Raw genomic sequence first — 23,584 nt, 5'->3', positions numbered from 1 at the left:
GGAAATGGGAAGATTGCAACAACAGGGTTAGTTAGGTGGTTGTCCTGAAGTTATTTAGAGGTAAACAGAGTTGTTTGTGAATTAGGTGGGATTTTTGACTATAAATCCCAAATTCCCAGGGGGACAGGAATCTACACCTTAAATTATGTTCATACCAAGGAAAAGGTAGGGTATTGTATGCGTAATCCTCGAAAAATCAAATTACTAAAACTTATATGGCACAAGGGCTGTAGTAATTTTGAAACCTTGACATCAAGGGAAAACTTCGCTCATTATGATTCTATCATATCCTTTACCATTGCCCGCACAAATACTGAGCGTTGATGGTACTTGGGGGGAGAATCAAGTATTAGCAATAACAAAGAGGTTCACGTGACAACTACAGTTGAATATATTCAAGAAACAGAATTTGATACCTGTTTAAGCAATAACCCATTGGTGGTGTTAGATTGCACTGCGACTTGGTGCGGTCCGTGTAAGATGGTGAGCCATTTTATGGATAAACTGGCCCAGGAATACCAAGACAGAGCCAAGATAGTGAAATTAGATGTAGGGGATAACCCCGGTATGGCTGAAAAACTGGGTATCCGTAGTCTACCGACAGTGATATTTTTTAAGGATGGTCAGCCATCAGAAACTATTGTCGGGGTAGTGGGCTATGAAAAATTTACCGCAGCTGTAGAAAAGATACTTTAAACATTTTTGAGGGATTTATCCATGCACATCAGTGTAAATATGGGGATGTCCTAGGTAAAGCATAAATTCATACTCATTGATGGGGGAAATTTAGCGATGATGAAAGCAGAAGAAATCATGACCACGGAAGTGGTAACAATTAGTGGTTCTGCAACTGTTGCAGAAGCAGTAAAACTGATGAAGGATCGTAAACTACGCTCTTTGGTGGTGGAACCGCGGACGGAAAATGACCCCTATGGGATGGTGACTGAAACGGATATTGTCTATAAAGTGGGTGCTTACGGTAATGATCCTAAACAGGTGCGAGTTTATGAGATTATGACTAAGCCCTGTGTTGTGGTTAATCCTGAGCTAGGGGTGGAATATGTGGCTCGGTTGTTTGCTAATACGCGGGTTCGTCGCGCTCCGGTAATTAAGGGTAAGTTGTTGGGAATTATCTCTATTACTGATATTCTCAGAAAAAGTGACTTTGTGGAAAATCCCAAAAGCAATTTTGCTATGTACTGCGAAGAATTTCCCAATGCTCCTGAGGCGAGAATCTACGAAGATTAATCAAGATTGTTCAACCTAAATATTAACAGGGAGTTGTCAACATATGATGAAAGCTGAAGACATCATGACCACGGATGTGGTGACAATTAGTGGTTCTGCTACTGTTGCTGATGCAGTGGATTTGATGAAGTATAAAGGGTTACGTGCTTTGATTGTGGAACCGCGCACGGAAAATGACCCCTATGGGATGGTGACTGAAACTGATATTATTTATAAAGTTGCGGCTTACGGTCAAGACCCGAAACAGATCCGGGTTTATCAGATTATGACTAAGCCTTGTATTGTGGTCAATCCTGAGCTAGGGGTGGAATATGTGGCTCGGTTGTTTGCTAATACGCGGATTCGTCGCGCTCCGGTAATTAAGGGTAAGTTGTTGGGAATTATCTCAATTACTGATATTCTCAGAAAGAGTGATTTATTTGATAATCCCAAACCGATTTTTATTGAAGATGAAATAGAAGTTGCACGGGAAGAAGCTAGACGCATTTGTGCAAGTAAGGGCGATTCTTCGCGAGAATGTGCCGCAGCTTGGGATGTTGTGGAGGAACTACTCGCATCAGCTTCTCACCTGCGATCGCAAAAGCAACAGATGGAAACACAAGAACCGGTTGATTGAGGATATCGCCAAAACAAGAACTTGATTAAGTTTCCCGTGGGGAAACTTAATCACTCAAATATTCATCCCAATCAGTTGAAAGGCCTGTTGAATATCTGCAGCTAATGAATGTTGCTGCTGTTGTGTATAGAGTTGAACAGCTTGACGATAAGCTGACAACATTTCCCGGAAGTGTTCTACTTGATTATCTTGGGCGCGAATGTTGAGTAAGACCCAGCCTAGGTTATGATGAGCTTGGGGATAATCAGGTTTAATTTGAATTGCTTGTTGTAGATAAAGGCGGGCTTTGTTCCATTCATTTAGTTTACCATGTAATGTACCTAACCGGAATAAAACAAAGGCATCACCAGGGAACTTGTGCTGGTGAGTTTCGTAAATTCGGATAGCATCGGCGCAATTATGCAGATTTTCCTGGGTAATGGCGTAATTAATTAACACCCAACTGGGGACTTGTGATTTACTGCTAGCTGGTGTAAAATTAGATAGGGCTGGAGACCATAACCCCTGTAGGGCTTGTTTCCAACCTTGAAACCCTAGGGCGAAAGCACTATCAGGGACTTGAGTAATAAATTCTTGTATCCGTCGTTCTACATCCCTGGCTTGCTGGGTAACAGTGGCGTGGTCTAGGGAGATAATCAAATAAGGATATACCCACTGTTGTAATAGTTGACTATCACTAGATGGGGTGCTGTGAGACTGTAAGTTAGACTGTAAATTAGATTTAAAAATTGCTTGGGTAGCAGCCTTTACTCCTGTTTTCCATTGCTGTTGATTAACTGCAATCCAAGCTTGGAGTCCTAAAGCAAAAGTAGAGTCAGGGGCTAACTGTAACGCTCTATTCACGGCTATTTCTGCTTGAGACCAATCACCAGACTTACCTAAGCACCAACCTAGATTAGCCTGTATCCACGCTTCCTGGGGGCTGAGTTTGGCTGCTTGTTGTAAATATTTAATGGCTTCTGACCATTTAGACTGACGACAATTCACCAGACCTAAAACCCCATAACCTCTACCATCTTGTGGTTGTAATTGTATGGCTTTTTCGGCGGCAATTTTGGCTTGATTGTCGTTGAGATACATCTGTACTAATGCGAGTTCAACTGCTGATTCACCATGGTTGGGTTCTGTTTTCAGATATTTTTCATATGCTTGTACAGCTGCTGTTAATTCCCCCTTTGCTAGTAATTCCCGGGCGCGTTTTTGGCTAGGTGAAACAAACCTCCCATTTAAAGCGTCGATTAATTCATCTGCTGTTTGAAACCGGTCTTCAACTCTAAATTGCATCCCGGTTAAAATGACTTTTTCGATTAAGGGACTCAGATGGGGGGAAAGTTGACGGGGGGGGATGAGTGTATCTGCGCTAGCTCTTTCGGGAGCGGGTGCGGGTAATTGAGCAGTTAATAACTCATACATGGACGCACACAAGGCGTAGAAATCTGTGGCTGGCCAACGTTGACTGCGGTAGCTATACTGTTCTAGGGGAGCATAACCCTGGGATAGGGTGACGCTCATTTCCCGGGTTTGTCCGGCGATAAATTCTTTAGTAGCGCCAAAGTCAATTAAGACGGCTCTGTTTTGCTGGTCAATGAGGATATTATCTGGTTTAATATCTCTATGTAATAGTTGGTTTTGATGTACTACTTTGAGGGCTTCGGCTATTTGAATAAAATAATCTGTGATTTGATTTTCTGGTAGTTTACCTTGTTGTTGGAACATTTGATATAGTGTTTTACCAGCGACAAATTCCATCACTAGGTAAACTGTATTGTTCTCCTGAAACCATTCATAGATTTTGACAATGTTTCTATGAGAGCATCGTGATAAATAACTGGCTTCGGTTTGAAAGCTGTCTAGTTGTTTTTGGCGTTCTGCTGGGGTGATGGAATGGGGCGAGCAGACTGTATTACCTGTTCTGGCGGCTTTTTCTGGCCAGAGTTCTTTAATGGCTACTTTGGCGGAGTTTTGCAGGTAAACCCCTTGATAGGTAATCCCAAAACCACCTTCTCCTAAGAGTTTTTCAATTTGATATTTTCCCTGTCCTAGGATGGTACCACTAGGTAGGTGGTATGTTGATGATGTTTGGGTGGGAGTGAGGGCAAAACCACAAGCAATGCAGATTGTAGCATTGTCTGGGTTTTCTGTCAAGCAGGTAGGACACTGAATAGTCATTGGGGTGGTAAGTCAAGGTTAGTAGACAGCGGTTTGAGTACCAGTGGTTTAACCACTGGCTACGTTTTTTTGGATGGTACACTTTAAAGCCAGGAGGGTGGCGTTATCTGATGCGCCTTTTTGTAATACTTGTGTAATGGTTTTGTCAACAGCTAGTTGTAAATCTAAGTCCGGGTGATGAGAATTATTAAAGATATCTGCAAGGTCTGAGGGGGGGACTAAATCCCATACTCCGTCGGAGCAGAGGATGATAATATCTGCATCCTCTAGGGTGAGGGATAATTCCGGGGTGGTGCGTCGGAGGTCTTGGACGTAACCATCACTTAATCTGGATTTGGAACCTATGGATTTAATTAAAACGTTGCGATCGGGATGGTCTATACTTTCTTCTAGTGTGATTTGACCACTAGCTACTAACATGGCAACTAGTGAATGGTCTTCACTTAATTGGCGAATTTCCCCTTGGCGTAACAGATAAATCCGACTGTCTCCCACATGGGCGATGATTAATTGTTGGGCGATCGCCAAAATCATGCTCAGAGTGGTTCCACCATCCTTAACTTGGTCATTAATAGCTTCATTAGCTGTGTGGAACAGTGAAGTTAACCATTGCTGATATTGTTCTAGGGTTTTACAGTCGGGAGGGATGGCGGTTTGTAGGGGAATTTCCACAGCTATTTTACTAGCTAATTCTCCGTGAGACATTCCCCCCATACCATCAGCCACAACTGCTAAAATCATGGTTTGAGAATTGCTGAGTTGTTCTTGTCTGACTCCATAGTTATCTTCATTGTGTAGCCTATGGGGAGAAAGTCCCACAGTGGAACCACTGGCAATCTGCCATTGAGTTTTAATTGTGCTATATGATTTACGAGTTTCTACTAATACGTTGAGGAGTTGAGATAGGTTAAATCTTTGCTCTGCAAGGGGAGACAGAGAAATTTTGAGGATTTGGTAAATTTGGGGTATGGGTTTGATTTGGAACTCAAGGGATAGTTCTTGAGGCAAAGGGTGTTGATGGATGATATGATATAGTAATGCCCCCACAGTATAGGTACTCATAGATTCCTGAATGGGATTCTGACTATAACCCAGTTCCGGGGCTAAATAATCTCCTAATAATCCTGATGGGAGGGTTACACCCAGGGGGTAAGCTGTGGTTAAATCAAAGAATTTGATAGGGATTCCCATTTGCACCCATGGGGGGAGAAGGGAAATCAAACACCAGTCTCTTTGATGTATATAGCGGAAAAATTGACAGACTTGGGTAGTGAGAAACAAAGACTCTTCTAGGGTATGTTCTGCTGTTAACCAAGTTTCTATGGTTTGACTCTGGTCGGGGAAATCCGTGAGGAGCAGAATTTTCTCGGTAGATGAGGTAATTTCTACTTCGGGGTAATATTCTTCTTCTAAATAATTAGATGAGGTAGTTTCTGCTGGTGACTCCCCTTCTAGTTCTTGAGTATCTGTGATCAGACTCCCCTCATCAACAGTGTCTGTTTCCTGGGGAGGGGGGGGAGTTGTCTCTAGGTTAATAGTTACAGATGCAGCTTGACTGTGGGCGAGTAACTGTGCAATTAGTTTATAGTCCCCTAGGATTTCTCTAAGTTGCAATTCTCGGTTCAGTCCACTGTCTAAAGACCCCACCCGCAGTAAACCTAATTTCATAGGTTCAGATGGGGTGGTACTATCATCTGGGGGGAAGATATTGACCTGGAAGTAATAAACATCGGCAGTTTGACCCAAGTATGATATAATTTCCACTGGGATATCACCAATGGTCAATTTACTATGGGTCTGAATGACTAAACTATTGCTGGTATCAATGGTGGGTGAAGACATGGTAAGTAAGCATGGTAATTAAACTAATTAAAGACTTTGAAACACAAGCCGAACCTTACCAAAAGCAATTTCATCACCGGGGTTGAGGGTTTCTGGGGTGGTGATTCTAGCGCCAAAGCGAGTTTGTCCCACGGGTTTGATAAATATACCGTTGGTAGACCCTAGGTCTTTGATCAACCAAGTACCGTTACTTTGGTATATTTCCCCATGGTTGCGAGAAACCGTTTCACCACCCATAAAGGCTTCTAGGTCAATATCTACTGGTCCCATATCGGGGTCAAAGACTCCCACGATCGCATTACCATCTAAGGTAAATTCTGGAACCGGGGAACCGCTTTGTTTAGGAATTAATTTGGCGATCGCACTGGGGAAGGTTTGGGGGAAGGGTGCGGGTGTAGGTATGGGTGTAGGTGGGGGTGGGGTTTGGGGTTGAATGAGGGTAGGTGATAAGGGTGTGGGTGTGGGTGTGGGTGTGGGTATGAATGGTTCTGGTATGGGTTTTAATAATTCTTGTCTAATGCGATCTAAATCGTTCATAGCTTGGGTTGCGGGTTGCAGTTCAGAACCACAAACAACGCAAAATTCAGAGTTAGGTGGGTTCTGGTCGTGTCCACAAGCGGCGCAGGTAATCATAATTTTGTGTGTCCTTGGGGTAGTTGTGTAGTGATTTTGTAGTTACAGCAGTTTTCAAGTAAATAAAGCACACACCCTAATATCATAAATCTTGTGGGGTGGGCATCTTGCCCGCCCTTTTTTAACTCAGATAACAGGGGCTTTATCTAGTTAAATTAAGGGTTTAGGTTCCAGTAATTTGACGTATTTTGTCCTGTGATATCTGCTCGTTAATGTCGTCACCCATTTTCACAGTTTTACCTTTAGCTCCTGTTTTTATGGTTTTGCGGGTTCCGGCGGATATCTTCTGAGTTTTGCGTAATTCTTCTTGAGCGCCGTTGATAGAGTCGGTTATAGCTTGGTTACCAATCTTGACTGTTATTCTGCGCGCGTTTTCTAGGAGTTGTTCAGCTTTTCCGGGGTCTTTATCGGCGATTCTTGTGGCTTCCCCAATCATTTGGGAAATATTACACTGTTGTAAGTAACCCATCACTTCTTGGTCAACTTGTGCTGCGCCCCCTTGACCAGAGACAAATTGTACCACCACGTTTTGGGGGGGTAGTTCACTGCGGATTTTTTGACCGGGGACTTCGTAGGTTAAGCCAATTTGAGCAAGGCGCGCCCGGGAAGGGGGGCGACTATCCATGCTAAATTCTAAAATAAAAATGGTTTCGTCGTTGGCGGCGGCGTTTCCTATGGGGTGGGGGTCTTGATGTAGGGGAAATTCCGCCTGGGTGGGATAGGCGCGAATAATACGACACAGTTCTACGCCTTTAAGAGTTTTCACTGTTAAGGCCAGGTTGGTGATCACTTCCTGCTGGGCAAGTGTGTATTGTTCTATGATTTGGTTGGGTAGGTCTAAGATGGAAACTTGCGTACCAATGGCGTTACCGGGAACCACATAAAATAAGCTCCCCCCGGTGGAGTCGCTCAGGTGGGTAAGTAGGTCTTCGTTAAATTCTTCTCCCACACCCAGAGCAGTGATGGGGATGTTATGGGTGGCAAAATCTGAGGCTATGTTACGACATTGGTCATCGTCAAAGGTTTGACCGTCGGTAAATACTAGGGCGCGCCGTACGGACATTTCTTGATCTTTCAAGATATCTAGGGCGCGACGTAACCCTAAACCCATGCGTGTCCCACCGGAAAAGGTGCGCAGTTTGCTGATGGCGGTTTCTAAGTTGCTGATTTCGGTGGCGCTGGTTAAGCCGATGATTTGAGAGGCTGAGTCATCAAATTGTACTATACTAATGCGATCGCTCGCCCCCAATCTACCAGAATTGACTAGGGCTGACAAGGATTCGATGACAATATCTATTTTTGTTTTCCCCCCTGTGACCTGTGTATATTCTTTGCCATCCATGACATAGCTTTTACCTGTGGGTCTGGTCTCCCCAGCGACAATTTCATACATTGAGCCACTGGTATCAATCACGAAAGTAAAAGCTGTGGGGGGACGGGTTGCAGCTACTTCTTTTGTGGGTCGCAGTTTCAGCATCACAAATAGTTTTTGTCCTGCTTGTTCTGCTGGTAGAAATTCCCGATGGGGGGTAATAGTAATGTTGAGTAGATTTGACATGGTTTTTTATCTAAAGGGAACAGGGAACAGGGAACGGGGAACGGGGAACAGGGAGAGGGTGGGGTAAAACAATATTTGATACACTAATCATAAGTTTTTAAACATCCTCTAAGCAAACACTAGGGGGGGTAGCATTCCCAGTAGTGGTTCTATCCCCGATAGGTCCGGGGTCACTAGGGCGGGAATTTCTTGATTACCTGGTTCAGATAGTTGTTCTAAATTGGCTTGACTGAGTAAGGGTAAGTTAAGTGTGATGTTACTGGCCCGGAAACCTTCTTTAATATCTTCTGACCAAGTTTTAATTATTTGCTGGAGGTGATGATCTTTGATGGCGCATAGGCTTTGATTTTGCAAGGAGGCGCGGATGTCTTCTTGGCGTTGGGGGGTAAATGCTTTTTCCGGTGTGTTTTCTTCATGGGGTTGTAGGTCTAGTTCATATCTGTATTCTTCTGGTGAACCTTTGACTTGTAGGTAAAAGAGGTATTTAATCATGGGTGACGGTTGACTGTTGACTGTTGACGGTTGACGGTTGACTGTTGACTGTTGACGGTTGACGGTTGACGGTTGACTGTACTAGAGAGCGATCGCTATGAATACTGGAAGGGAAGTAAAAGAATATTTGATACACTAATCATGACTTTTCAAACATCCTCTTAGGATAGTTGTCTCATTTCCTCTTGTACGTTCACCCCTATTTGTAAGGCTTGATCTAATATTTGACTATATTCACTCGCAGTCGCACTTACTTGTAATGCTTGTAAACCTGTGAGGTCAACAGCAAAGGATTCTGGGTTAAATCCGGGATTCTCTCTTAATATTTTGTCGGTTTGTATGGCTAGTAGTAAATCTTTTTTGGTGATTTTGATGGCTTCAATCACTTTTTCTCTGTTGCTTAAATCAATGGCGTTACCTACTGATTTCAATTGATCTAGGGTGTCAATATTTTTAATTATTTGGTTATGTCTATCTACCTCTTCTAGTAATTTGCAAAGTAGCAGCATGGGGGAATTTTTCCCAGAAAGCTGCATATATTTTTCCAAAGTTTTATAAACCGGAACTGCGGTACTGACTGACACCAGTAGGGCAAAGCCTCCTATAATATAGTCGAAAAAGCCTTTATATTCTTTGAAAATAAATAATATGGAAAAGTAAGCAGAGATGGCAAAAGCAAATCCTAGTCCACCCATATCTTGTTTGATAAATACAAAACTTAACATCTTGATTGGGTCCTCACAACAGAGAGTTTCGGAACTTTGTTGATATCTAATCCGGTTAAGTCATTTAACTCTGTACGGCTGATTTCTAGGTCTTGTAAATCAGTTTGCATAATAGTTACCCGGTAGTTGGTGCTGGATTTGACTCAACCATTTTGGCATAATTTTGACATGAATTTAACATAAATTAACATATGGGTCTAATTTTCTATGGGGGATGACATGATTTCTAGGGTGATGTTTCCTAGTTTACGGGTGTCTCCTGGTTGTAGTTGTTGAAGAGGTTTTTTCATGTTTTTTCGTTCTGCATATTCGGGGTGAAATTCCATGAGAATGTTTTCTCCTTGTTTGTAGAATTTCGCAGTGATGGGGGTGAAACCTTCCGAGGCGTTCAGGGGTATTTGTGCATCTACGGAACTACCTATAATAATCGGTTTTGCACCTAATAAGTAGGTTGTTTTTTCCGTGGGGGTCCAACGGACTAAAAGATAGGGTTCTTGACTCAGTTGTTTTTGTTCAATCCACGCAATCATTAAACCAATACAAAAACCTAGAATCACCGCACCTGATAACCGACCGGAAACATCTCCCAGGGCGATCGCAGTAATTAAAAAGGCTATGGCTCCCATGGCTCCCCCTAAAGTACCACCTAATAAGGCGTTTTTTAGCTTCAGGTTAGGTACAAAAAAGTGGGTTCCTCCTCCTAGTAAGGTTCCGAGTATTACCCAAGCAATGATTCTGCTCCCAGTTTGTAGTATGGTAATTTCTGGGAGGGAGAAAAATAAAAATTGACTCACCCCACCTGCAATCATACCCGCGCTGAGACTTCCTAGGGTGCTGATGGTTCCTTTTTTGGCTGTCAATAGGGGACGGTGCATATATTGGTTTTGTCCTATAATTAAAGATAGGCAAATACCCATGGCCAAAAATGCAGTCCAACCACCTATGCGCAGCATGGAATATTCTAAGCTCAGGTAACCTGTGGGTGCAGATTCTACTAACTCTTTACCGATGATGGCTTCGGCTTCGCGAAAGGCTTGATCAATGTCCCCTGAGTCGGCGTAGAATACTAGGGAGCGATCGCCTGTGAGTTGGGTCAGGTAGTGAATATCAGCGTCACCAGTACCTACAGCAATCAGGTTAACGTTATTATTTCTCACATCTTGGGCGGTTTTTAGAGCTTCTTCTGCACTGTCCGGTTGTCCGTCGGTAAATAAGAGGATGTTCGGCGTAAGGTTGCTATATCTTAATTGGTCGTAGGCTTTTCTTATCCCATCGGCCATGTTAGTACTACCGTCAATGTTACCCAGTTCCTGGATGGCTGTTTGTAGTTTATCCTTTTCTGTGGGGTTGGTGAGTCCAATGATGGGGGAAGCGTCACTATCAAATTTGACGATGGCCAGGCGATCGTTTCCTCCCAGTTTGGTAGTATTTACCAGTTTTAACAGGGATTCAATGACGACATCTATTTTAGATTTACCCCCGGTGACTATTCTATATTGTTTCCCATCTACGGTTTGAGTGTCTCCTGTGGGGGTAACATCCCCTGAGACTATTTCCCCCATGGAACCGCTGGTATCTATTAACAGAACTACTGCTTTTCCCGTTGCTGTGGGTGCGATTCTGGTTAGGGCTAAAAATGGTTCCCCTAGTATTATGGCTGCTATCAGGCAACCGATCGCGGCATATATGCCAAATAGTAGGGGTTTATTTCTTCTTAGGTTTCTCAATATATTTGGCATTTTATTTTGCATAATTTTAATATCTGTCTACTAAAGCCCAAACTCTGGTCTGATTGAAATCTGAACTTTCATCTACAAAAGCTGTAATATCACGAATAATTAACTTTTCACCTACTTTCAAAGGTTTATCAACTTTCTTCCCTAATTTATAATTAGGTGCTTGTGGTGGATTTTCTCTAATATTTGTTGCAGTTGTAATAGTTACAACTGTACCGGGAGATGGTACAACATAAGGATAAATTGTGACTGGTTGACGTTTTGACGGAAATAGTCTTTCTCCTTCATAAAAATCACCTGATGTATTCTCAACTAAACCTAGCCAAATCCACCCACTTGATTTATTAGAAGTATTAGAAATAGGTATAGTTTTTGGGGATGGTGTTAAGGGTGGAGGAACAACAACAGCGGGGGGTTGTTGCGGTGTTGCTGGTTGAGGGACGGGGGCAGGTGTATAAATTATTGTATGTGTGGTATTCGAGGGAGGATTGACACCAATAGGTTCATTACTTACCGGTTGAGGAGTGGTTAAGGACATTGATAGGTTAAATGTTCTTGTACCCTGGGGTGCGGAAACTTCCAAAACATATTTTCCGCTGGTGGTTAATTCCCCACTGTCAATAATTTGATTATCTGGGGTATAAACCACAATACAAACATCATCATTAGTGCTGTAGTTAAGTGTCTGACCCGATTCTGCATCAAATCTATAACCCACAGATTTAGTAGCAGTCACACGACCAGATTTAATTAATGATTGATCTAGGTCAATGTCTTCTACCGTTTGCTGGTCTAGCTTGAGTGTGGGTTTCTCTGGACAACCAGCGGGTGAGTCCACAGGTGCGATCGATGAGGAAGAATTTAATATTGGTTGACTACAGCCGTAAGTTATTAATAATATTAGTCCTAAAATGAGTTTATTCATAGTTTTTTGTAGGTAGGATCTCAACGCAGATAAAATAAGGTTAATTTATTCAAGTTAATACAGAGTATTTTTTTTAATTTTCCAAAGAAGTTTAGTATTATTAGCCATTAATTTACCTTGTTATAGTCATAGATTTTCCAGACACCGTTTTCTTGTGCAAAGACGTAAGTAAATGTACTTCTATAAGAACCTGAGTTTTTTCTATCAATACCTTGTTCTCCCTCAAGATATAACTCTTCAAAAACTCTCACTTTTATATATGGTCGTGTACCAGAGTTAGAAAATTCTTCAACATCTGTAATTTCAGATGTCGTATATGTATAGTAAAAGTTGTTATCGCGTAACCAAGCAACTGAACCATCATCTTTTGTGGTGTTATAATAAAGATTCCCTGTTGCTAATTGGTCTACTAAGTCTAAATCGTAAGGTGGCCCAAAAATTTGCGGTTTCGCCTCATACCAACTTTGAACTATTTGTAATGCTTCATCTTCAGAAATATTATTAGGACTTACGCAACTGGCACAGGCGATCGCTACGCAGAGCTTGCATCAGTGTGTAGCAATTGCTAAATGAAAGCACATTGGTATTATATAAGTGATGTCAATGGCACGGGGGGATGCCTAGTGCAGTTGATAGTAAAAAAGTATGAATAAAACCAGATTCAGATAGCGATTCATGAGAAAATAGGTAGAGGGTGTAAGAGATAATGTTGGTGATGAGCATGAGATTTACAAAGCTTAATTACTGCCAATACTTATTAAGCAGTCAAATTAATTACACGATTACCAATTTAGCAGAGCATTTAGAGCAGATTAGCCATGATGCAATTAATTATTATTTGAAGAGAGAAAAGCTAACACCTAGGTTACTATGGGAAAATGTGAAAGACATAATTGAGGAAGATGCCAATGGTTACATAATATTTGATGATAGCGTTTTAGACAAAAGATATTCTCAAGAAATAGAGATGGTGAGGAGACAATATAGTGGGAATGAACATGGTGTAGTCAAAGGAATTGGTGTGGTTAGTTGTGTATATGTGAACCCTCAATTTAAAAGATTTTGGGTAGTAGATTATCGAATTTTTAATCCTGATGTGGATGGTAAAACCAAGATAGACCATGTGAAGGATATGCTGTCAAACCTGGTGTATCAAAAGCTTTTACCGTTTGATACGGTGTTGATGGACACGTGGTATGCGGTAAACAGTTTAATGCTTTATATTGATAGTCTAGAGAAAGTTTATTATTGCCCTTTAAAAAATAATCGGTTAGTTGATGATACATTGGGTAAAGAAAAATATAAACGAATTGAATTATTAGAATGGAGCGAAGAAGAATCAGAATGTGGTAAAATCATAAAAATTAAAGGATTTCCCGCCCAGAAAAAAGTGAAATTATTCCGGGTTGCTGTTTCTAACAACAGAACGGATTATGTCGCTACCAACGATTTATCTCAAAGTTCCACGAATGTTGTACAAGAAGTGTGTAAAATTCGTTGGAAAATTGAGGAGTTTCACAGAGAGATTAAACAACTAACAGGGATTGAATCTTGTCAATGTCGTAAAGCTAGGCTTCAAAGAAATCATATTGCTTGTGCAATGTTGGTTTGGATTAGATTAAAGAATTTAGCCTATCAAACTGGCCAAACTGTTTATCAAATCAAGCATAATTTGCTGTCTAATTATTTAATACAGCAACTCAAACGCCCAAGTATTCCTATGTGCTTGGTTTAATTGAAATTGTCCCGTGGCGCGGCTCCCTCCGCTCCCTATTTGTGCCAGTTGCGTAAGTCCTGATTATGTACTGGTTGACTTACCCTCCGGGGTGAAACCCTGGGGGGTTGGGGTGTTGGTTGTTGAGTTTGTACAGGGGTAGGTGTGGGAGTCGGGGGAGGATTGACAGGGGTAGGTGTGGGAGTCGGGGGAGGATTGACAGCAATAGGTTCCTCATTTACTGGTTCAGGATTGGTTAAGGACATTGATAGGTTAAATGCTCTTATCCCCTGGGGTGCGGAAACTTCCAAAACATATTTTCCGCTGGTGGTTAATTCCCCACTGTCAATAATTTGATTATCTGGGGTATAAATCACAATACACACATCATCATTAGTGCTGTAGCTGAGTGTTTGACCCGATTCTGCACTAAATCTATAACCCACAGATTTAGTAGCAGTCACACGACCCGATTTAACTAATGATTGATCTAAGCTAATCTCTTCTACGTTTTGCTGGTCTAGATTGAGTGTGGGTTTCTCTGGACAACCAGCGGGTGAGTCCACAGGTGCGATCGCAGATCCAGAATTTAATATTGGTTGACTACAGCCGTAGGTTAGTAATAATGTTAAGCCCAAGGTAAGTTTATTCATGGTGTTGGATGACTAAATACTGATTGAAAGATGGTTTTGATAATTAGGGAGATGATTTACGGACAAATAACCAACTGTTAGCCTCATCACTCCACATCAGAGAAATTCTGGTTTTCTTATCTTCCGCAACTCTACCATTATTCATTTCATACCATAGTTGAGCATCAACTACAGCGCGATCGCTATTTTGACTAATTAGCTCCACATTACCAATTCTGATTTCTGCTACACTATCCCACCACTCTTGATAATTAGAAAAATCTCCCGATATACCTTTAAACTGGGGAGATAACCTAGTCCATGTTTGATCATATTGACGGTTATTCAGTGCTGTATAGTGGTTTCTGACAAAATCATCAGCTGGTGGCCGTGAAATAGATGGTTCTGGGGAACTAACCGACTGAGATACTAAAGCGGGGTTTGAAGGTACTGGGATAGGTATAGACTTACGTGTTTGAGTGCTTGGGGTATCGTTGACAGTAGTTTGGTCGTGGTTGGGGAACTACTAGCAGTGTCTACAGTTGTCGGTTCTGGTGTTTCAGCGCTGGGAGTATCGTTGACAGTAGTTTGGTCCGTGGTTGGGGAACTACTAGCAGTGTCTACAGTTGTAGGTTCTGGTGTTTCAGCGCTGGGAGTATCGTTGACAGTAGTTTGCTCCGTGGTTGAACTACTAGCAGTTTTTACAGGTCTAGGTCTTCGTGTTTTAGTCCTCCTGGGAGTATTTTTGACGGTAGTTTGGTTAGTGGTTGGGGGTGTCGCAGCAGTGTTTACAGTTGTCGGTTCTGGTGTGGGAGTCTCTGGAATATCTTCCACAACAGGACTGGTTAAAGACATTCCTAAACCAAATGCTCTATCATTTTGGGGTGAGGAAACCTGAACAATATATTTTCCCCTGGTCGGTAATTCCCCACTGGTAATGATTTGATTATCTGGGGTATAAACCACAATACAAATATCATCATCAGTATTGTAGGTGAGTGTTTGACCTGGTTGTGCATCAAACCTATAACCCACAGCTTCCGTAGCAGTCACACGACCAGATTTAACTAACATCTGTTCATCTAGTACAACTTCGGTGATATTTTGTTGATTGAGGTTAACTTTAGATGTCTGTGAACAATCGGAGGGTGAGGTAACAGGTGCGATAGCGAAGCGCTGCTGAAAGATCGCAGAGCGAGAATTGAATAGGGGTTGACTACAGCCGTAACTCATTAATAATATCAGGCTTAAGGTGAGTTTATTCATGTCTCTAAAGCCTGCTCTTTTAAATACTTACCCCAAAAGTAAAATGGTACCACACCAGCCAAACCAATCCCCCCCAATGTCAGTATAAATATAGTTAGGCGCACTACTCCAGGGAGCGATCGCCCAAATACAGTGATTCTGTAATCTTTAGTATCAGACTCTGCTGGTTTTTTACTTCCGGGGACATTCACCACCACTTGGACTTGATGCTTTTTCCCCCGTTCTGCATTTGGTTGGGTGTAGGTAATTTCATATTCACCTAATAAAGCATTGAGAAATAGTTGTAAGTTTTCAGCGATACTTGTAGCGTTTCCCGAAAATTCCGCAACTCCCCCCGTTAAATCAGCAATTTCCTTTAACCGTTGTTGGTCTACAAACTCATCTTCTGGAACCTTACCCGCACCAGTCCCAATATCAGCACGGGTCGCAGCTCTACCCAGCTGATATTTTTTTCCCAACTCTGCGGGAGTCAAACCATAACCCAAAGTATGTACATTAATATGACTATAGCGGTTAAATAAACTCTTTAAACTCTCAAAGTCTCGTTTTTCATTCCCCTGGTTGTGAAACCCATCCGATAACAGAATAATTGATAATCTCGGTTGTGGTTGACTGGACTTTTGCGAAATCTCAAAACGCGGGTCTTTCTCATTTCCCAAAAACTTCACCGCTTCCTTAATCGGTTCATAAAGGTTAGTAGCAGCGCAGGGTTTGACCGTTCCTAAATAGTCTAGATAGTTTTTTAGTTGAATATGACTTGCTGGGTAAAACTTATCCAAGGTTGTAGGATTCACCGGTAAATCTTGACACTTACTCCCACCCACCCCAAAGGGAACAATAGATATTTGTGTATTACCCCCCCGTTGACTAGACCTATCCACGAACTGACCCACAGCACTGATTGCACCAGCAAACCTAGTTTTACCAGTACTGTCTAACCGGTTCATACTCCCACTGTAGTCTAACAGCACAATTACCCAAGCTGGCGGGGGTGAACTTTCTTCTGGACTTTTCCAGTCTCTGGGGAGAAATTTAAATTCTTTGTTGTCTACAAGTAACTTAAAATTATTTTCTTGTAGACCCATAATTGGCCGCCTATTTTCTGCGTTAGTTACCTGAACGCGAACAGTAACCCGGTCATCGTTAACTTGAGGATTACCAACAATTTCCGCTTGATTTTGCTCTCCCCAACTGGGAGCAGCTAAGGAAGCTACTACCAACACCGACAAACTAAGCTTGTGGGTCAAGGAACCGATTATAGTAGACAAAACGATAAAATTTTTCTTCATGTTCGCCATCGGTTTTGACTGTGTGAAAAGTCAAAACGTAATTATGCTTTAAGGGTATTTGCTTTGAGGAATTTAACCGGGAACCGTTAATTTCTATTTTTTTGTAATGCTCCCTCTGAGGAACTAAGACCACCTCACGCTGTTTCACTATTAAGTCTGCCATGTGTGGAGCTACTCCAGGCAGATAAATATGTGCTCTATCTACCCCAGAGCCAATGGTTACCTTACCATTGCTGGGTAGTTGAATTGATAAACCTTCTTCAATATTCTCAACTTCACCATCACTGACAAATCTTAATAGAGATTTATCTATATATGCTGATGTTTTTTGCGAATTTTCTAATACTAGTTCACCATCCTCATCATGACTATACTCATCTTTTTTAAACCCCGTATACTCAAAACCTGTACCAGCCCTTAAAGCCGCCATATAGCTCGGAGAATTAGTAATACTAAAAACTGTCCCCAGCACTAACCCTAGAACCGCAAAACCCAAAGGGTCTTCAACACTTCTAAATTCCGCCGTTACCGTTCCCGAAGCAGCACGGATGACCTCAAAAAGCGCCGCCGCCAATAAACTGGCCGCCATCGCCCCAACACAGCTAGTATTTAAGCGTTTGCGGAACCGTTTCGGGTCCCCCGCTTCCATACTGTGCCAACGCCAGCTTAAACCCTCAGCAATACCCACCGCAGCACCAATTACCAACCATCCCAAAGTTCTCACAAATGCACTGGGAACCCCCAGCACCGGTAAAAAGAGAACCTGGGAAATTACACCACCAATCAACCCGGCTAAACCACCCAAACCCAGAGCAATTAATAAAGGTCTTTTGACAATGCGCAAGTTGAGTTTATACCTGGTGGGGTTGCTGATAAATATTTCATTCATCACCATACCCGCAGCTAAAGATATAGCTACACAGGGAAATAACACGATTTCGGGAAACTGTCTTAATATCCCCAAGTCGGTGAGGAAAAATTGACCCAAATTCCAGCCGATTAAGGCTGATGTGAGTCCAGCCAAAATGTACAGGTAGATTCTCACTTTATCTTACACTCCCATAGGGGTAAATTTTTATGTGTACGGACACTTTCTGAATAAGTACTAAACACAGGGAACAGGGAACAGGGAACAGGGAACACAGGGAACACCAAAATCAAGTTCCCTCCCCTGACAAGGACAAGACAAGGTGGACAAGGTGGACAAGAGGGGACTGGATTTTATTGTTTTTTGTGTGTTACCCAATCCTTCCGTGTGTTCCGTGTGTTCCCTAATATAAAAATTACCTGTTGAACACTTTCCAAACATCCTCTCAAAAGATTCGCTTAATTGAGTTGTTTAATACTTTCCGAACATCCTCTAAGTTATAATTAAAAAACATCCTGTGTTCTCGTCTTAACCAACCAAGTGTAATAAATGCTAATAATACCAAAACAGGTAATAAAATTTCATTCTTGCTCTTAAACTTTACTAATCTTATAATTGTCTCTACTGGGCTAATTTTTCTTTTAAAAGTCAAACCTAAAATAGTGGGTGAATATGATTCATTACTACGGTTAGGACAAGCCCCTAAAAATACCTTTTTAGAAACTATAGCATCACTTACCTGATAGAAGTAGGCAGATAAATCATATTCTTGTAGTAACTCGAATAATTGCGCCAAAGGCTTGTAGTAAGATAACTTGTAGGAATCATAAATAACAAATTCCCGACACATAATTAACTCTTGCCAAATCTTTTGAGGGAAATTCAAATTATCAAATTGTTTGGCATCAGTATCTGATTGTTGATGAATTAATTCCAAATCATAGCGCACATCATTAATGAAACGATGACGAAAAACAGCCCAAGCACCACCTTTAAGCAGTAACCAATTTATAGACTCCGGGGAAATGTGCTTTTGGAGTAACTTAGGTAAAAGTAATTTAATTCCCTTGGCTAGTTGCTCTTGGGGAAAATAATCACCGATCGCACCTTGAAACTGTAAAGAAGTATTGTGATATTCACTGGGTTGTTTACCAGGCTGAATATTTAACCATTTGAGAAACTCTGGTAAAGTCTCAGGGATGACCATGGCGCGCAGGGTGATGAGTCGCACCGAGGAAGAGCTATGGATTTTTTCACTCATGGCGGTGGTTGCACCCTCGGCATCAAATAAGCTGTACCATTCTTCTGTATTCAGTTGTTGATTTTCTAAGGTGTCAATAATTGTCTCTACAGCTGGGGGTTCAACTTGTGATATATTGATTAAGCTTTGAATGGCGGCTTTAATGGCTTTTTTAGTCGATGCTGTTTCAATAATCTGTCTTGCCAAAATCTCACAGGCTTCTAGGGAAGCGGGTTGGATGATCTGAAAACTGTGGGGTTTTACCAGTGCTTCTACATTAAACGCCCAGGAAATGGGCTGAGTTTGATCCAGATTATGTTTCCCAATGGCTAGGGTATTAACATTTGTTAAGTTATACTGCTGTGGGTGCAATAATGTGGGCTTTGTAGTTACTAGTTCTAGATCATTGGGTGTGGGGTCATAGTCAGATGAACCAGCCAAAGCTGGGTCAAAATAGGCATATTCTCCTACATATTTACTATCAAAGGGGTTAAATGTGGGTTTACCCTGACTTTCCCACCAAGCTATGAGACAGCCCAGGTTACTGGCTCCGGGGGTGAAAAAATAACGATAGAAAGAGAACTTGTAGCCGCCTTCATCCCTTGCTTGTGTGACCACAGCCATCACAGACCAAGTCTCTTCCCCAGTCCCCACCACTCGGCCAATAATGGCGGGTTGCTCGTCGGAAGCTCCTCCTATGGTCGCAAATTCTTGGTTAGCAATGGAACGCTCTACAACCGGGGGAATGGGGTCTAGGGTGGCGTTGATATATTTACCGGTAAATCCTAGAGATACCCAACCACCGTTAGGGTTTTTTTCTAGCTCAATACCTTTGCTAAATTCATATACTGGAATCATGGTTACTATGTATAGTCATCCTATTTGAGTTGAGAAATTGTCAGTGAGGAAAGGGAACAGGGAACGGGGAACAGAAATTGTTCAGAAATCAAATATGAGTTTTATATTTGTATTCACACCACCGGTCAAGTAAATAAAGTACACACATTAAGATTATAAATCTTGTGGGGTGAGCATATTGCCCGCCCTTTTCTAAATTGCTTTTCGAGTCACTCCAGATCCCCAGAATTTCTTAAAGAAGTCCAGGATCTAAATTGGTTAGGCGACTGTGTTAACTTGACTGGGTGCTATGTTATGTAGATCTTGGTACATTGCTCCAAGAAGCAAATCGCTCTGGGTTGAAAAATTCCCTTTGACGCTACACCACCGAACCGGGGGTTAGAAACCCCCGTCTCAAAGCTAAAGTCAGATAAATCTGACTAGAAAATCATCTATTTGATTATCTGGAGCTAGAAGTCGGGGTGCTGTGGGAGGGGTGCAAGATCCCCACTTCTCACATCATTAGAGGTAATCTAGGATAATTTATCTAGAAGTCGGGGAGCTGTGGGGCGATAGCGAAGCGCTGCTGCAAGCAGATCACCACCGAACCGGGGGTTAGAAACCCCCGTCTCAAAGCTAAAGTCAGATAAATCTGACTAGAAAATCATCTATTTGATTATCTGGAGCTAGAAGTCGGGGTGCTGTGGGAGGGGTGCAAGATCCCCACTTCTCACATCATTAGAGGTAATCTAGGATAATTTATCTAGAAGTCGGGGAGCTGTGGGGCGATAGCGAAGCGCTGCTGCAAGCAGATCACCACCGAACCGGGGGTTAGAAACCCCCGTCTCAAAGCTAAAGTCAGATAAATCTGACTAGAAAATCATCTTACGCAAAACATCAAGCATTCCTCGGCTTTTGAGTTCTTTGGTAAGGCTATCTATAATAATTTTCTGGACATCACTAGGGCTAGTATTAGCTAGGTATTCCCATTGTTTAGGTTGGGTGGTTTGAATAAAGTTGATGATTTGGGTGGGAAAAAAGGCGGTTTCTCGGTCGTAGTCTTTCGGGTTCCCCTGGTGGTATCCACTGATGTCTAGGAGTTCTCTTTCTATGATTTGTTCAAAGTCTTTTTCTTTGTACATTACTTTTGTTGTTCTAAGAGGATGTTTTAAAAGTCTCTCATGATGTATCAAATATTTTCATATCCCCCTAAATCACCCTTTTGTTAAAAATTTATCCCCCCTTTTTAAGGGGGGTTGGGGGGATCAATCAGTGTCATTGATGACAATAAAAAACTTTTGAAACAACCTCTAACCAGTTAGTTAAATCTGCTAGAGATTGGAGGTCAAAAATTACATCTGCTAGGTTTTCTAATTGTGCTGAAGATAAGCTATTAATTTGGCTTTCCAATGTGGGAGTAATATTGTTAAATCGCCGTTTTACTTGTCTTCTAATAATTTTTTGTTCTCCTTGTTTAATTCCCTTCTCAATTCCCTTTTCCATCCAACTGGTAACAATTTACATAATTTGTTCCTCTTCAACTAAGTTGGCTTGTTTTAACTCGGTGTTTAATTCTTCTTCTTCCGCTGTGTTTAACCTGAAAGGATGTTTAGTAAGTGATGATTAGTGTACCAAATATTCTTTTACCCCTCCCCCTTCCTTACAAAGGTAGGTTTTTAATATAATCTGTGAACGCAAGACCACCGAAGACAAGGAAGGAAAGTGGACAAGGAAGATTTTATCCGGAAAATGGTCTTTTAATGGGCTATTTTTCTTACTAAGAATACAGACTTTGTGCTGTTTTTCTCCGGTGGTCACCTTGTCCACCTTGTCCACCAAGTCTTGTCCTTGTCAGGAGAGGGGACTGGATTTAATGAATTAAATGGAGTAAAGATGTGATAAAAATTATCAAATAACCGCCATACTTTACTTTTGTTGTTCTAACCAGTTAGTTAAATCTGCTAGAGATTGGAGGTCAAAAATTACATCTGCTAGGTTTTCTAATTGTGCTGAAGATAAGCTATTAATTTGGCTTTCCAATGTGGGTGTAATATTGTTAAATCGCCGTTTTACTTGTCTTCTAATAATTTTTTGTTCTCCTTGTTCAATACCTTGTTTAATTCCCTTCTCAATTCCCTTTTCCATCCAACTGGTAACAATTTCCATAATTTGTTCCTCTTCAACTAAGTTGGCTTGTTTTAACTCGGTGTTTAATTCTTGTTCTTCCGCTGTGTTTAACCTGAGATAGGTGTCAATAAAACCTGAAATTAGTTCTATTTTAGCAGGATTTAATTGTAATGTGACTAACATTCTCAAGCATTCTAGTTTAACTCTCACCCTTTCTTGTGGCTGAAAGTCCATTTTGGTCATTAATGCAGCTGCTACGGGGTTGGGTTGGTTTAAAAAGTTGCGCCATTTGAGGTTATTTAGCTGAATGGTAAAGTAGTTAAATTCCAGTATTTTTCGGTTGGGAAAGTTAACGGTATATTGGCTTTTTTCTGGGCGTTTTGGTTCGTCGTATGAGAAGATAACTATAGGAAATATGGGAAGTAAATATTTAGCATCTAACCGAGCGAAGTAATGGAACATTCGCCGTTCAAATTCTTTTTGATTATAGGCTTGATTTTCTAGGTGAATGAGGAAATAACTGTTTTGTTTTTCCCATTTTACTTGTGCTAATTTTGTTCTTCTAGGGGGGGAATGGGAATAGATAAACTGGCATATTTTTCAGCACTAATATTTTGGATTGTTGCTTGTATAAAAATACTATTAACCCAATCCCAATAAGATTTTGACTGTAAAAATTTATAAATAAAATTGCTATCATTTCGCTGAGATATGCGCGCACGAATTAAGTAACCAGCATAAGCACATTTGCCCCAATATTTACGGTAAAAAAAAGTTTTCCCTACTGTCGCGCCACTCCTAGCTAGTAAAATATCACTTTCTTCTAAAAGGTAATCTTTTGCAATATTTTCAGGTATAGAGCGAAAAGTATCTTCTTTTAAAAAACCATCATCTTTTACATCCGTAATTCTGATATATCGAGGTAAACTAGGATCATTTACTTGTGCTGGTTCATTTGCACCGTATTTTAAAGGGTGAGACAGTAAAAATTTAAATTTTATTACTTCCCAATGCTCAGGAATATTCCCCAACCACTGAACCCCAGAATCTTTGATCGGGACGGTTGGATCTAGTCCTTTAGTGACGGCGTTGGTTATTAAAGCGGTGCGTTTTTCGTTGAGTTTGGTAATGAGGGTTTCTTGCTTACTGATGAGGTCGTCTATTTGCTTGGTTTTATAGTCGAGAAAACGGGCGATCGCCTTTTGTTCTTCTAGTGGGGGAAGGGGAATTTTTAATCTGCTGATTTGTTCAACAGATAAGCCAGGTTGTGCTCCAGAAGTTGAATATTGATTCAAATCCATTGTTTTTAATAGTTCTCCCAACCAAACCACATTAAAATTAGTTAAAGGATTAACAACAACAGCGTGTTCTGATGCCCAAAATTGGCCATTAGCATAATTAATATTTCCACATAATGCACCTTGTCTACCAATTAGAATATAGTGACCACTATGTGTATATAAATTAAAATAACCTCTTAATCCATTTCCTCCAAAAACAGGATATAAACCTTTATTTTCTATTTGTGATGATGTGATATTTTCACCACTTTTTAAACGCGCAATATATTGGATTTTTATTACCTCCCAATGCTGAGGAATATTCCCCAACCACTGAACCCCAGAATCTTTATACTGTTCATAACCCTGATACTTACCCATCACAGC

24 protein-coding genes and 1 pseudogene are annotated in these 23,584 nt (G+C 41.3%); 5 read left to right on the top strand and 20 right to left on the bottom strand.

The window, feature by feature from the left end; translation table 11 throughout:
* The first annotated feature begins 372 nt into the window (after positions 1–372).
* The 4 genes and pseudogenes from trxA (at position 373) to AC6IZ0_RS09345 (ending at position 1,864) form a co-directional block, all read left to right on the top strand.
* On the top strand, positions 373–696 hold the full coding sequence (gene trxA / locus AC6IZ0_RS09360; protein ID WP_271730752.1) for a thioredoxin: 324 nt from the start codon (positions 373–375) through the stop codon (positions 694–696).
* 96 nt (positions 697–792) lie between these two features.
* Positions 793–1,185: pseudogene (locus AC6IZ0_RS09355) on the top strand (CBS domain-containing protein); the annotation flags it as partial.
* A gap of 9 nt (positions 1,186–1,194) precedes the next feature.
* Positions 1,195–1,248 carry a CP12 domain-containing protein gene (locus AC6IZ0_RS09350; RefSeq protein WP_497726029.1) on the top strand — a complete coding sequence of 18 codons (54 nt, stop codon included), beginning with the start codon at positions 1,195–1,197 and terminating at the stop codon, positions 1,246–1,248.
* A 43-nt stretch (positions 1,249–1,291) separates the two neighbouring features.
* Positions 1,292–1,864 carry a CBS domain-containing protein gene (locus tag AC6IZ0_RS09345; RefSeq protein WP_271761037.1) on the top strand — a complete coding sequence of 191 codons (573 nt, stop codon included), beginning with the start codon at positions 1,292–1,294 and terminating at the stop codon, positions 1,862–1,864.
* Between the two features lie 54 nt (positions 1,865–1,918).
* Here the strand turns inward: AC6IZ0_RS09345 and AC6IZ0_RS09340 are convergent, their stop codons facing one another.
* The 10 genes from AC6IZ0_RS09340 to AC6IZ0_RS09295 form a co-directional block, all read right to left on the bottom strand.
* Positions 1,919–4,033: a protein kinase domain-containing protein gene (locus tag AC6IZ0_RS09340; protein ID WP_497725880.1), complete on the bottom strand. Its 2,115-nt coding sequence runs from the start codon at positions 4,031–4,033 to the stop codon at positions 1,919–1,921.
* Between the two features lie 48 nt (positions 4,034–4,081).
* Entirely contained in the window at positions 4,082–5,875 is a 1,794-nt protein-coding gene (locus tag AC6IZ0_RS09335) for a PP2C family protein-serine/threonine phosphatase (RefSeq protein ID WP_497725878.1), read from the bottom strand.
* Between the two features lie 27 nt (positions 5,876–5,902).
* The gene (locus tag AC6IZ0_RS09330) at positions 5,903–6,508 is read right to left on the bottom strand and encodes a double zinc ribbon and FHA domain-containing protein (RefSeq protein WP_497725877.1); all 606 of its coding nucleotides are present in this window, start codon (positions 6,506–6,508) and stop codon (positions 5,903–5,905) included.
* Between the two features lie 163 nt (positions 6,509–6,671).
* A complete protein-coding gene (locus AC6IZ0_RS09325) occupies positions 6,672–8,066 on the bottom strand; it encodes a vWA domain-containing protein (protein WP_497725876.1) in 1,395 nt (464 codons plus the stop codon).
* A 108-nt stretch (positions 8,067–8,174) separates the two neighbouring features.
* Complete coding sequence (locus AC6IZ0_RS09320; RefSeq protein WP_271761028.1) at positions 8,175–8,558, bottom strand: hypothetical protein; 384 nt, start codon at positions 8,556–8,558, stop codon at positions 8,175–8,177.
* Positions 8,551–8,694, bottom strand: a complete 144-nt coding sequence (locus AC6IZ0_RS09315; protein WP_497725875.1) for a hypothetical protein — start codon at positions 8,692–8,694, stop codon at positions 8,551–8,553. The genes AC6IZ0_RS09320 and AC6IZ0_RS09315 overlap by 8 nt, the downstream gene beginning before the upstream one ends.
* Before the next feature lie 25 nt (positions 8,695–8,719).
* Positions 8,720–9,283, bottom strand: coding sequence for a hypothetical protein (locus AC6IZ0_RS09310; protein WP_497725874.1), 564 nt, complete (start codon positions 9,281–9,283; stop codon positions 8,720–8,722).
* A gap of 197 nt (positions 9,284–9,480) precedes the next feature.
* Positions 9,481–11,034, bottom strand: a complete 1,554-nt coding sequence (locus AC6IZ0_RS09305; protein WP_497725873.1) for a VWA domain-containing protein — start codon at positions 11,032–11,034, stop codon at positions 9,481–9,483.
* A gap of 4 nt (positions 11,035–11,038) precedes the next feature.
* Positions 11,039–11,944: a hypothetical protein gene (locus AC6IZ0_RS09300; protein WP_497725872.1), complete on the bottom strand. Its 906-nt coding sequence runs from the start codon at positions 11,942–11,944 to the stop codon at positions 11,039–11,041.
* A gap of 107 nt (positions 11,945–12,051) precedes the next feature.
* Positions 12,052–12,417, bottom strand: a complete 366-nt coding sequence (locus AC6IZ0_RS09295; RefSeq protein ID WP_497726028.1) for an ARC6/PARC6 family protein — start codon at positions 12,415–12,417, stop codon at positions 12,052–12,054.
* Between the two features lie 248 nt (positions 12,418–12,665).
* On the opposite strand from AC6IZ0_RS09295, the gene AC6IZ0_RS09290 reads away from it, so the two are divergent.
* A complete protein-coding gene (locus AC6IZ0_RS09290) occupies positions 12,666–13,679 on the top strand; it encodes an IS701 family transposase (RefSeq protein WP_272012089.1) in 1,014 nt (337 codons plus the stop codon).
* Positions 13,680–13,714: 35 nt separating this feature from the next.
* On the opposite strand, the gene AC6IZ0_RS09285 is transcribed toward AC6IZ0_RS09290, so the two are convergent.
* From AC6IZ0_RS09285 to AC6IZ0_RS09240, 10 genes are all read right to left on the bottom strand, one after another.
* Entirely contained in the window at positions 13,715–14,311 is a 597-nt protein-coding gene (locus AC6IZ0_RS09285) for a hypothetical protein (protein WP_497725871.1), read from the bottom strand.
* A gap of 43 nt (positions 14,312–14,354) precedes the next feature.
* Positions 14,355–14,516 (bottom strand): hypothetical protein, encoded by a 162-nt coding sequence (locus AC6IZ0_RS09280; protein ID WP_497725870.1) that lies wholly within the window; start codon positions 14,514–14,516, stop codon positions 14,355–14,357.
* Between the two features lie 203 nt (positions 14,517–14,719).
* A complete protein-coding gene (locus AC6IZ0_RS09275; RefSeq protein ID WP_497725869.1) occupies positions 14,720–15,556 on the bottom strand; it encodes a hypothetical protein in 837 nt (278 codons plus the stop codon).
* Positions 15,553–16,803 carry a vWA domain-containing protein gene (locus AC6IZ0_RS09270; RefSeq protein WP_497725868.1) on the bottom strand — a complete coding sequence of 417 codons (1,251 nt, stop codon included), beginning with the start codon at positions 16,801–16,803 and terminating at the stop codon, positions 15,553–15,555. The genes AC6IZ0_RS09275 and AC6IZ0_RS09270 overlap by 4 nt, the downstream gene beginning before the upstream one ends.
* The gene (locus tag AC6IZ0_RS09265; RefSeq protein ID WP_497725867.1) at positions 16,787–17,869 is read right to left on the bottom strand and encodes a hypothetical protein; all 1,083 of its coding nucleotides are present in this window, start codon (positions 17,867–17,869) and stop codon (positions 16,787–16,789) included. Before AC6IZ0_RS09265 ends, AC6IZ0_RS09270 begins: the two co-directional genes overlap by 17 nt.
* A gap of 289 nt (positions 17,870–18,158) precedes the next feature.
* Entirely contained in the window at positions 18,159–19,811 is a 1,653-nt protein-coding gene (locus AC6IZ0_RS09260; protein ID WP_271734149.1) for a hypothetical protein, read from the bottom strand.
* An 851-nt stretch (positions 19,812–20,662) separates the two neighbouring features.
* A complete protein-coding gene (locus AC6IZ0_RS09255; protein WP_271734151.1) occupies positions 20,663–20,932 on the bottom strand; it encodes a hypothetical protein in 270 nt (89 codons plus the stop codon).
* 133 nt (positions 20,933–21,065) lie between these two features.
* Entirely contained in the window at positions 21,066–21,293 is a 228-nt protein-coding gene (locus AC6IZ0_RS09250; RefSeq protein ID WP_271734152.1) for a DUF4351 domain-containing protein, read from the bottom strand.
* A gap of 423 nt (positions 21,294–21,716) precedes the next feature.
* The gene (locus AC6IZ0_RS09245; RefSeq protein ID WP_497725866.1) at positions 21,717–22,379 is read right to left on the bottom strand and encodes an Rpn family recombination-promoting nuclease/putative transposase; all 663 of its coding nucleotides are present in this window, start codon (positions 22,377–22,379) and stop codon (positions 21,717–21,719) included.
* Between the two features lie 86 nt (positions 22,380–22,465).
* Entirely contained in the window at positions 22,466–23,578 is a 1,113-nt protein-coding gene (locus AC6IZ0_RS09240) for a restriction endonuclease subunit S (RefSeq protein WP_497725865.1), read from the bottom strand.
* Between the last annotated feature and the right edge of the window lie 6 nt (positions 23,579–23,584).

It is taken from the genome of Anabaenopsis sp. NIES-4685, from assembly GCF_059725405.1.
The sequence above is the reverse complement of the archived record's forward strand: the minus strand, read 5'-3'. Positions and strand labels throughout refer to the sequence as shown.

Coding starts and splice junctions, on each gene's coding strand:
- AC6IZ0_RS09340 (WP_497725880.1), bottom strand. CDS start 4,033: ATGACTATTCAGTGTCCTACCTGCTTGACAGAAAACCCAGACAATGCT.
- AC6IZ0_RS09335 (WP_497725878.1), bottom strand. CDS start 5,875: ATGTCTTCACCCACCATTGATACCAGCAATAGTTTAGTCATTCAGACC.
- AC6IZ0_RS09330 (WP_497725877.1), bottom strand. CDS start 6,508: ATGATTACCTGCGCCGCTTGTGGACACGACCAGAACCCACCTAACTCT.
- AC6IZ0_RS09320 (WP_271761028.1), bottom strand. CDS start 8,558: ATGATTAAATACCTCTTTTACCTACAAGTCAAAGGTTCACCAGAAGAA.
- AC6IZ0_RS09285 (WP_497725871.1), bottom strand. CDS start 14,311: ATGAATAAACTTACCTTGGGCTTAACATTATTACTAACCTACGGCTGT.
- AC6IZ0_RS09250 (WP_271734152.1), bottom strand. CDS start 21,293: ATGGAAAAGGGAATTGAGAAGGGAATTAAACAAGGAGAACAAAAAATT.
- AC6IZ0_RS09245 (WP_497725866.1), bottom strand. CDS start 22,379: ATGTTCCATTACTTCGCTCGGTTAGATGCTAAATATTTACTTCCCATA.
- AC6IZ0_RS09300 (WP_497725872.1), bottom strand. CDS start 11,944: ATGAATAAACTCATTTTAGGACTAATATTATTAATAACTTACGGCTGT.
- AC6IZ0_RS09290 (WP_272012089.1), top strand. CDS start 12,666: ATGAGATTTACAAAGCTTAATTACTGCCAATACTTATTAAGCAGTCAA.
- AC6IZ0_RS09240 (WP_497725865.1), bottom strand. CDS start 23,578: ATGGGTAAGTATCAGGGTTATGAACAGTATAAAGATTCTGGGGTTCAG.
- AC6IZ0_RS09260 (WP_271734149.1), bottom strand. CDS start 19,811: ATGATTCCAGTATATGAATTTAGCAAAGGTATTGAGCTAGAAAAAAAC.
- AC6IZ0_RS09275 (WP_497725869.1), bottom strand. CDS start 15,556: ATGAATAAACTCACCTTAAGCCTGATATTATTAATGAGTTACGGCTGT.
- AC6IZ0_RS09345 (WP_271761037.1), top strand. CDS start 1,292: ATGATGAAAGCTGAAGACATCATGACCACGGATGTGGTGACAATTAGT.
- AC6IZ0_RS09310 (WP_497725874.1), bottom strand. CDS start 9,283: ATGTTAAGTTTTGTATTTATCAAACAAGATATGGGTGGACTAGGATTT.
- AC6IZ0_RS09305 (WP_497725873.1), bottom strand. CDS start 11,034: ATGCAAAATAAAATGCCAAATATATTGAGAAACCTAAGAAGAAATAAA.
- AC6IZ0_RS09255 (WP_271734151.1), bottom strand. CDS start 20,932: ATGTACAAAGAAAAAGACTTTGAACAAATCATAGAAAGAGAACTCCTA.
- AC6IZ0_RS09325 (WP_497725876.1), bottom strand. CDS start 8,066: ATGTCAAATCTACTCAACATTACTATTACCCCCCATCGGGAATTTCTA.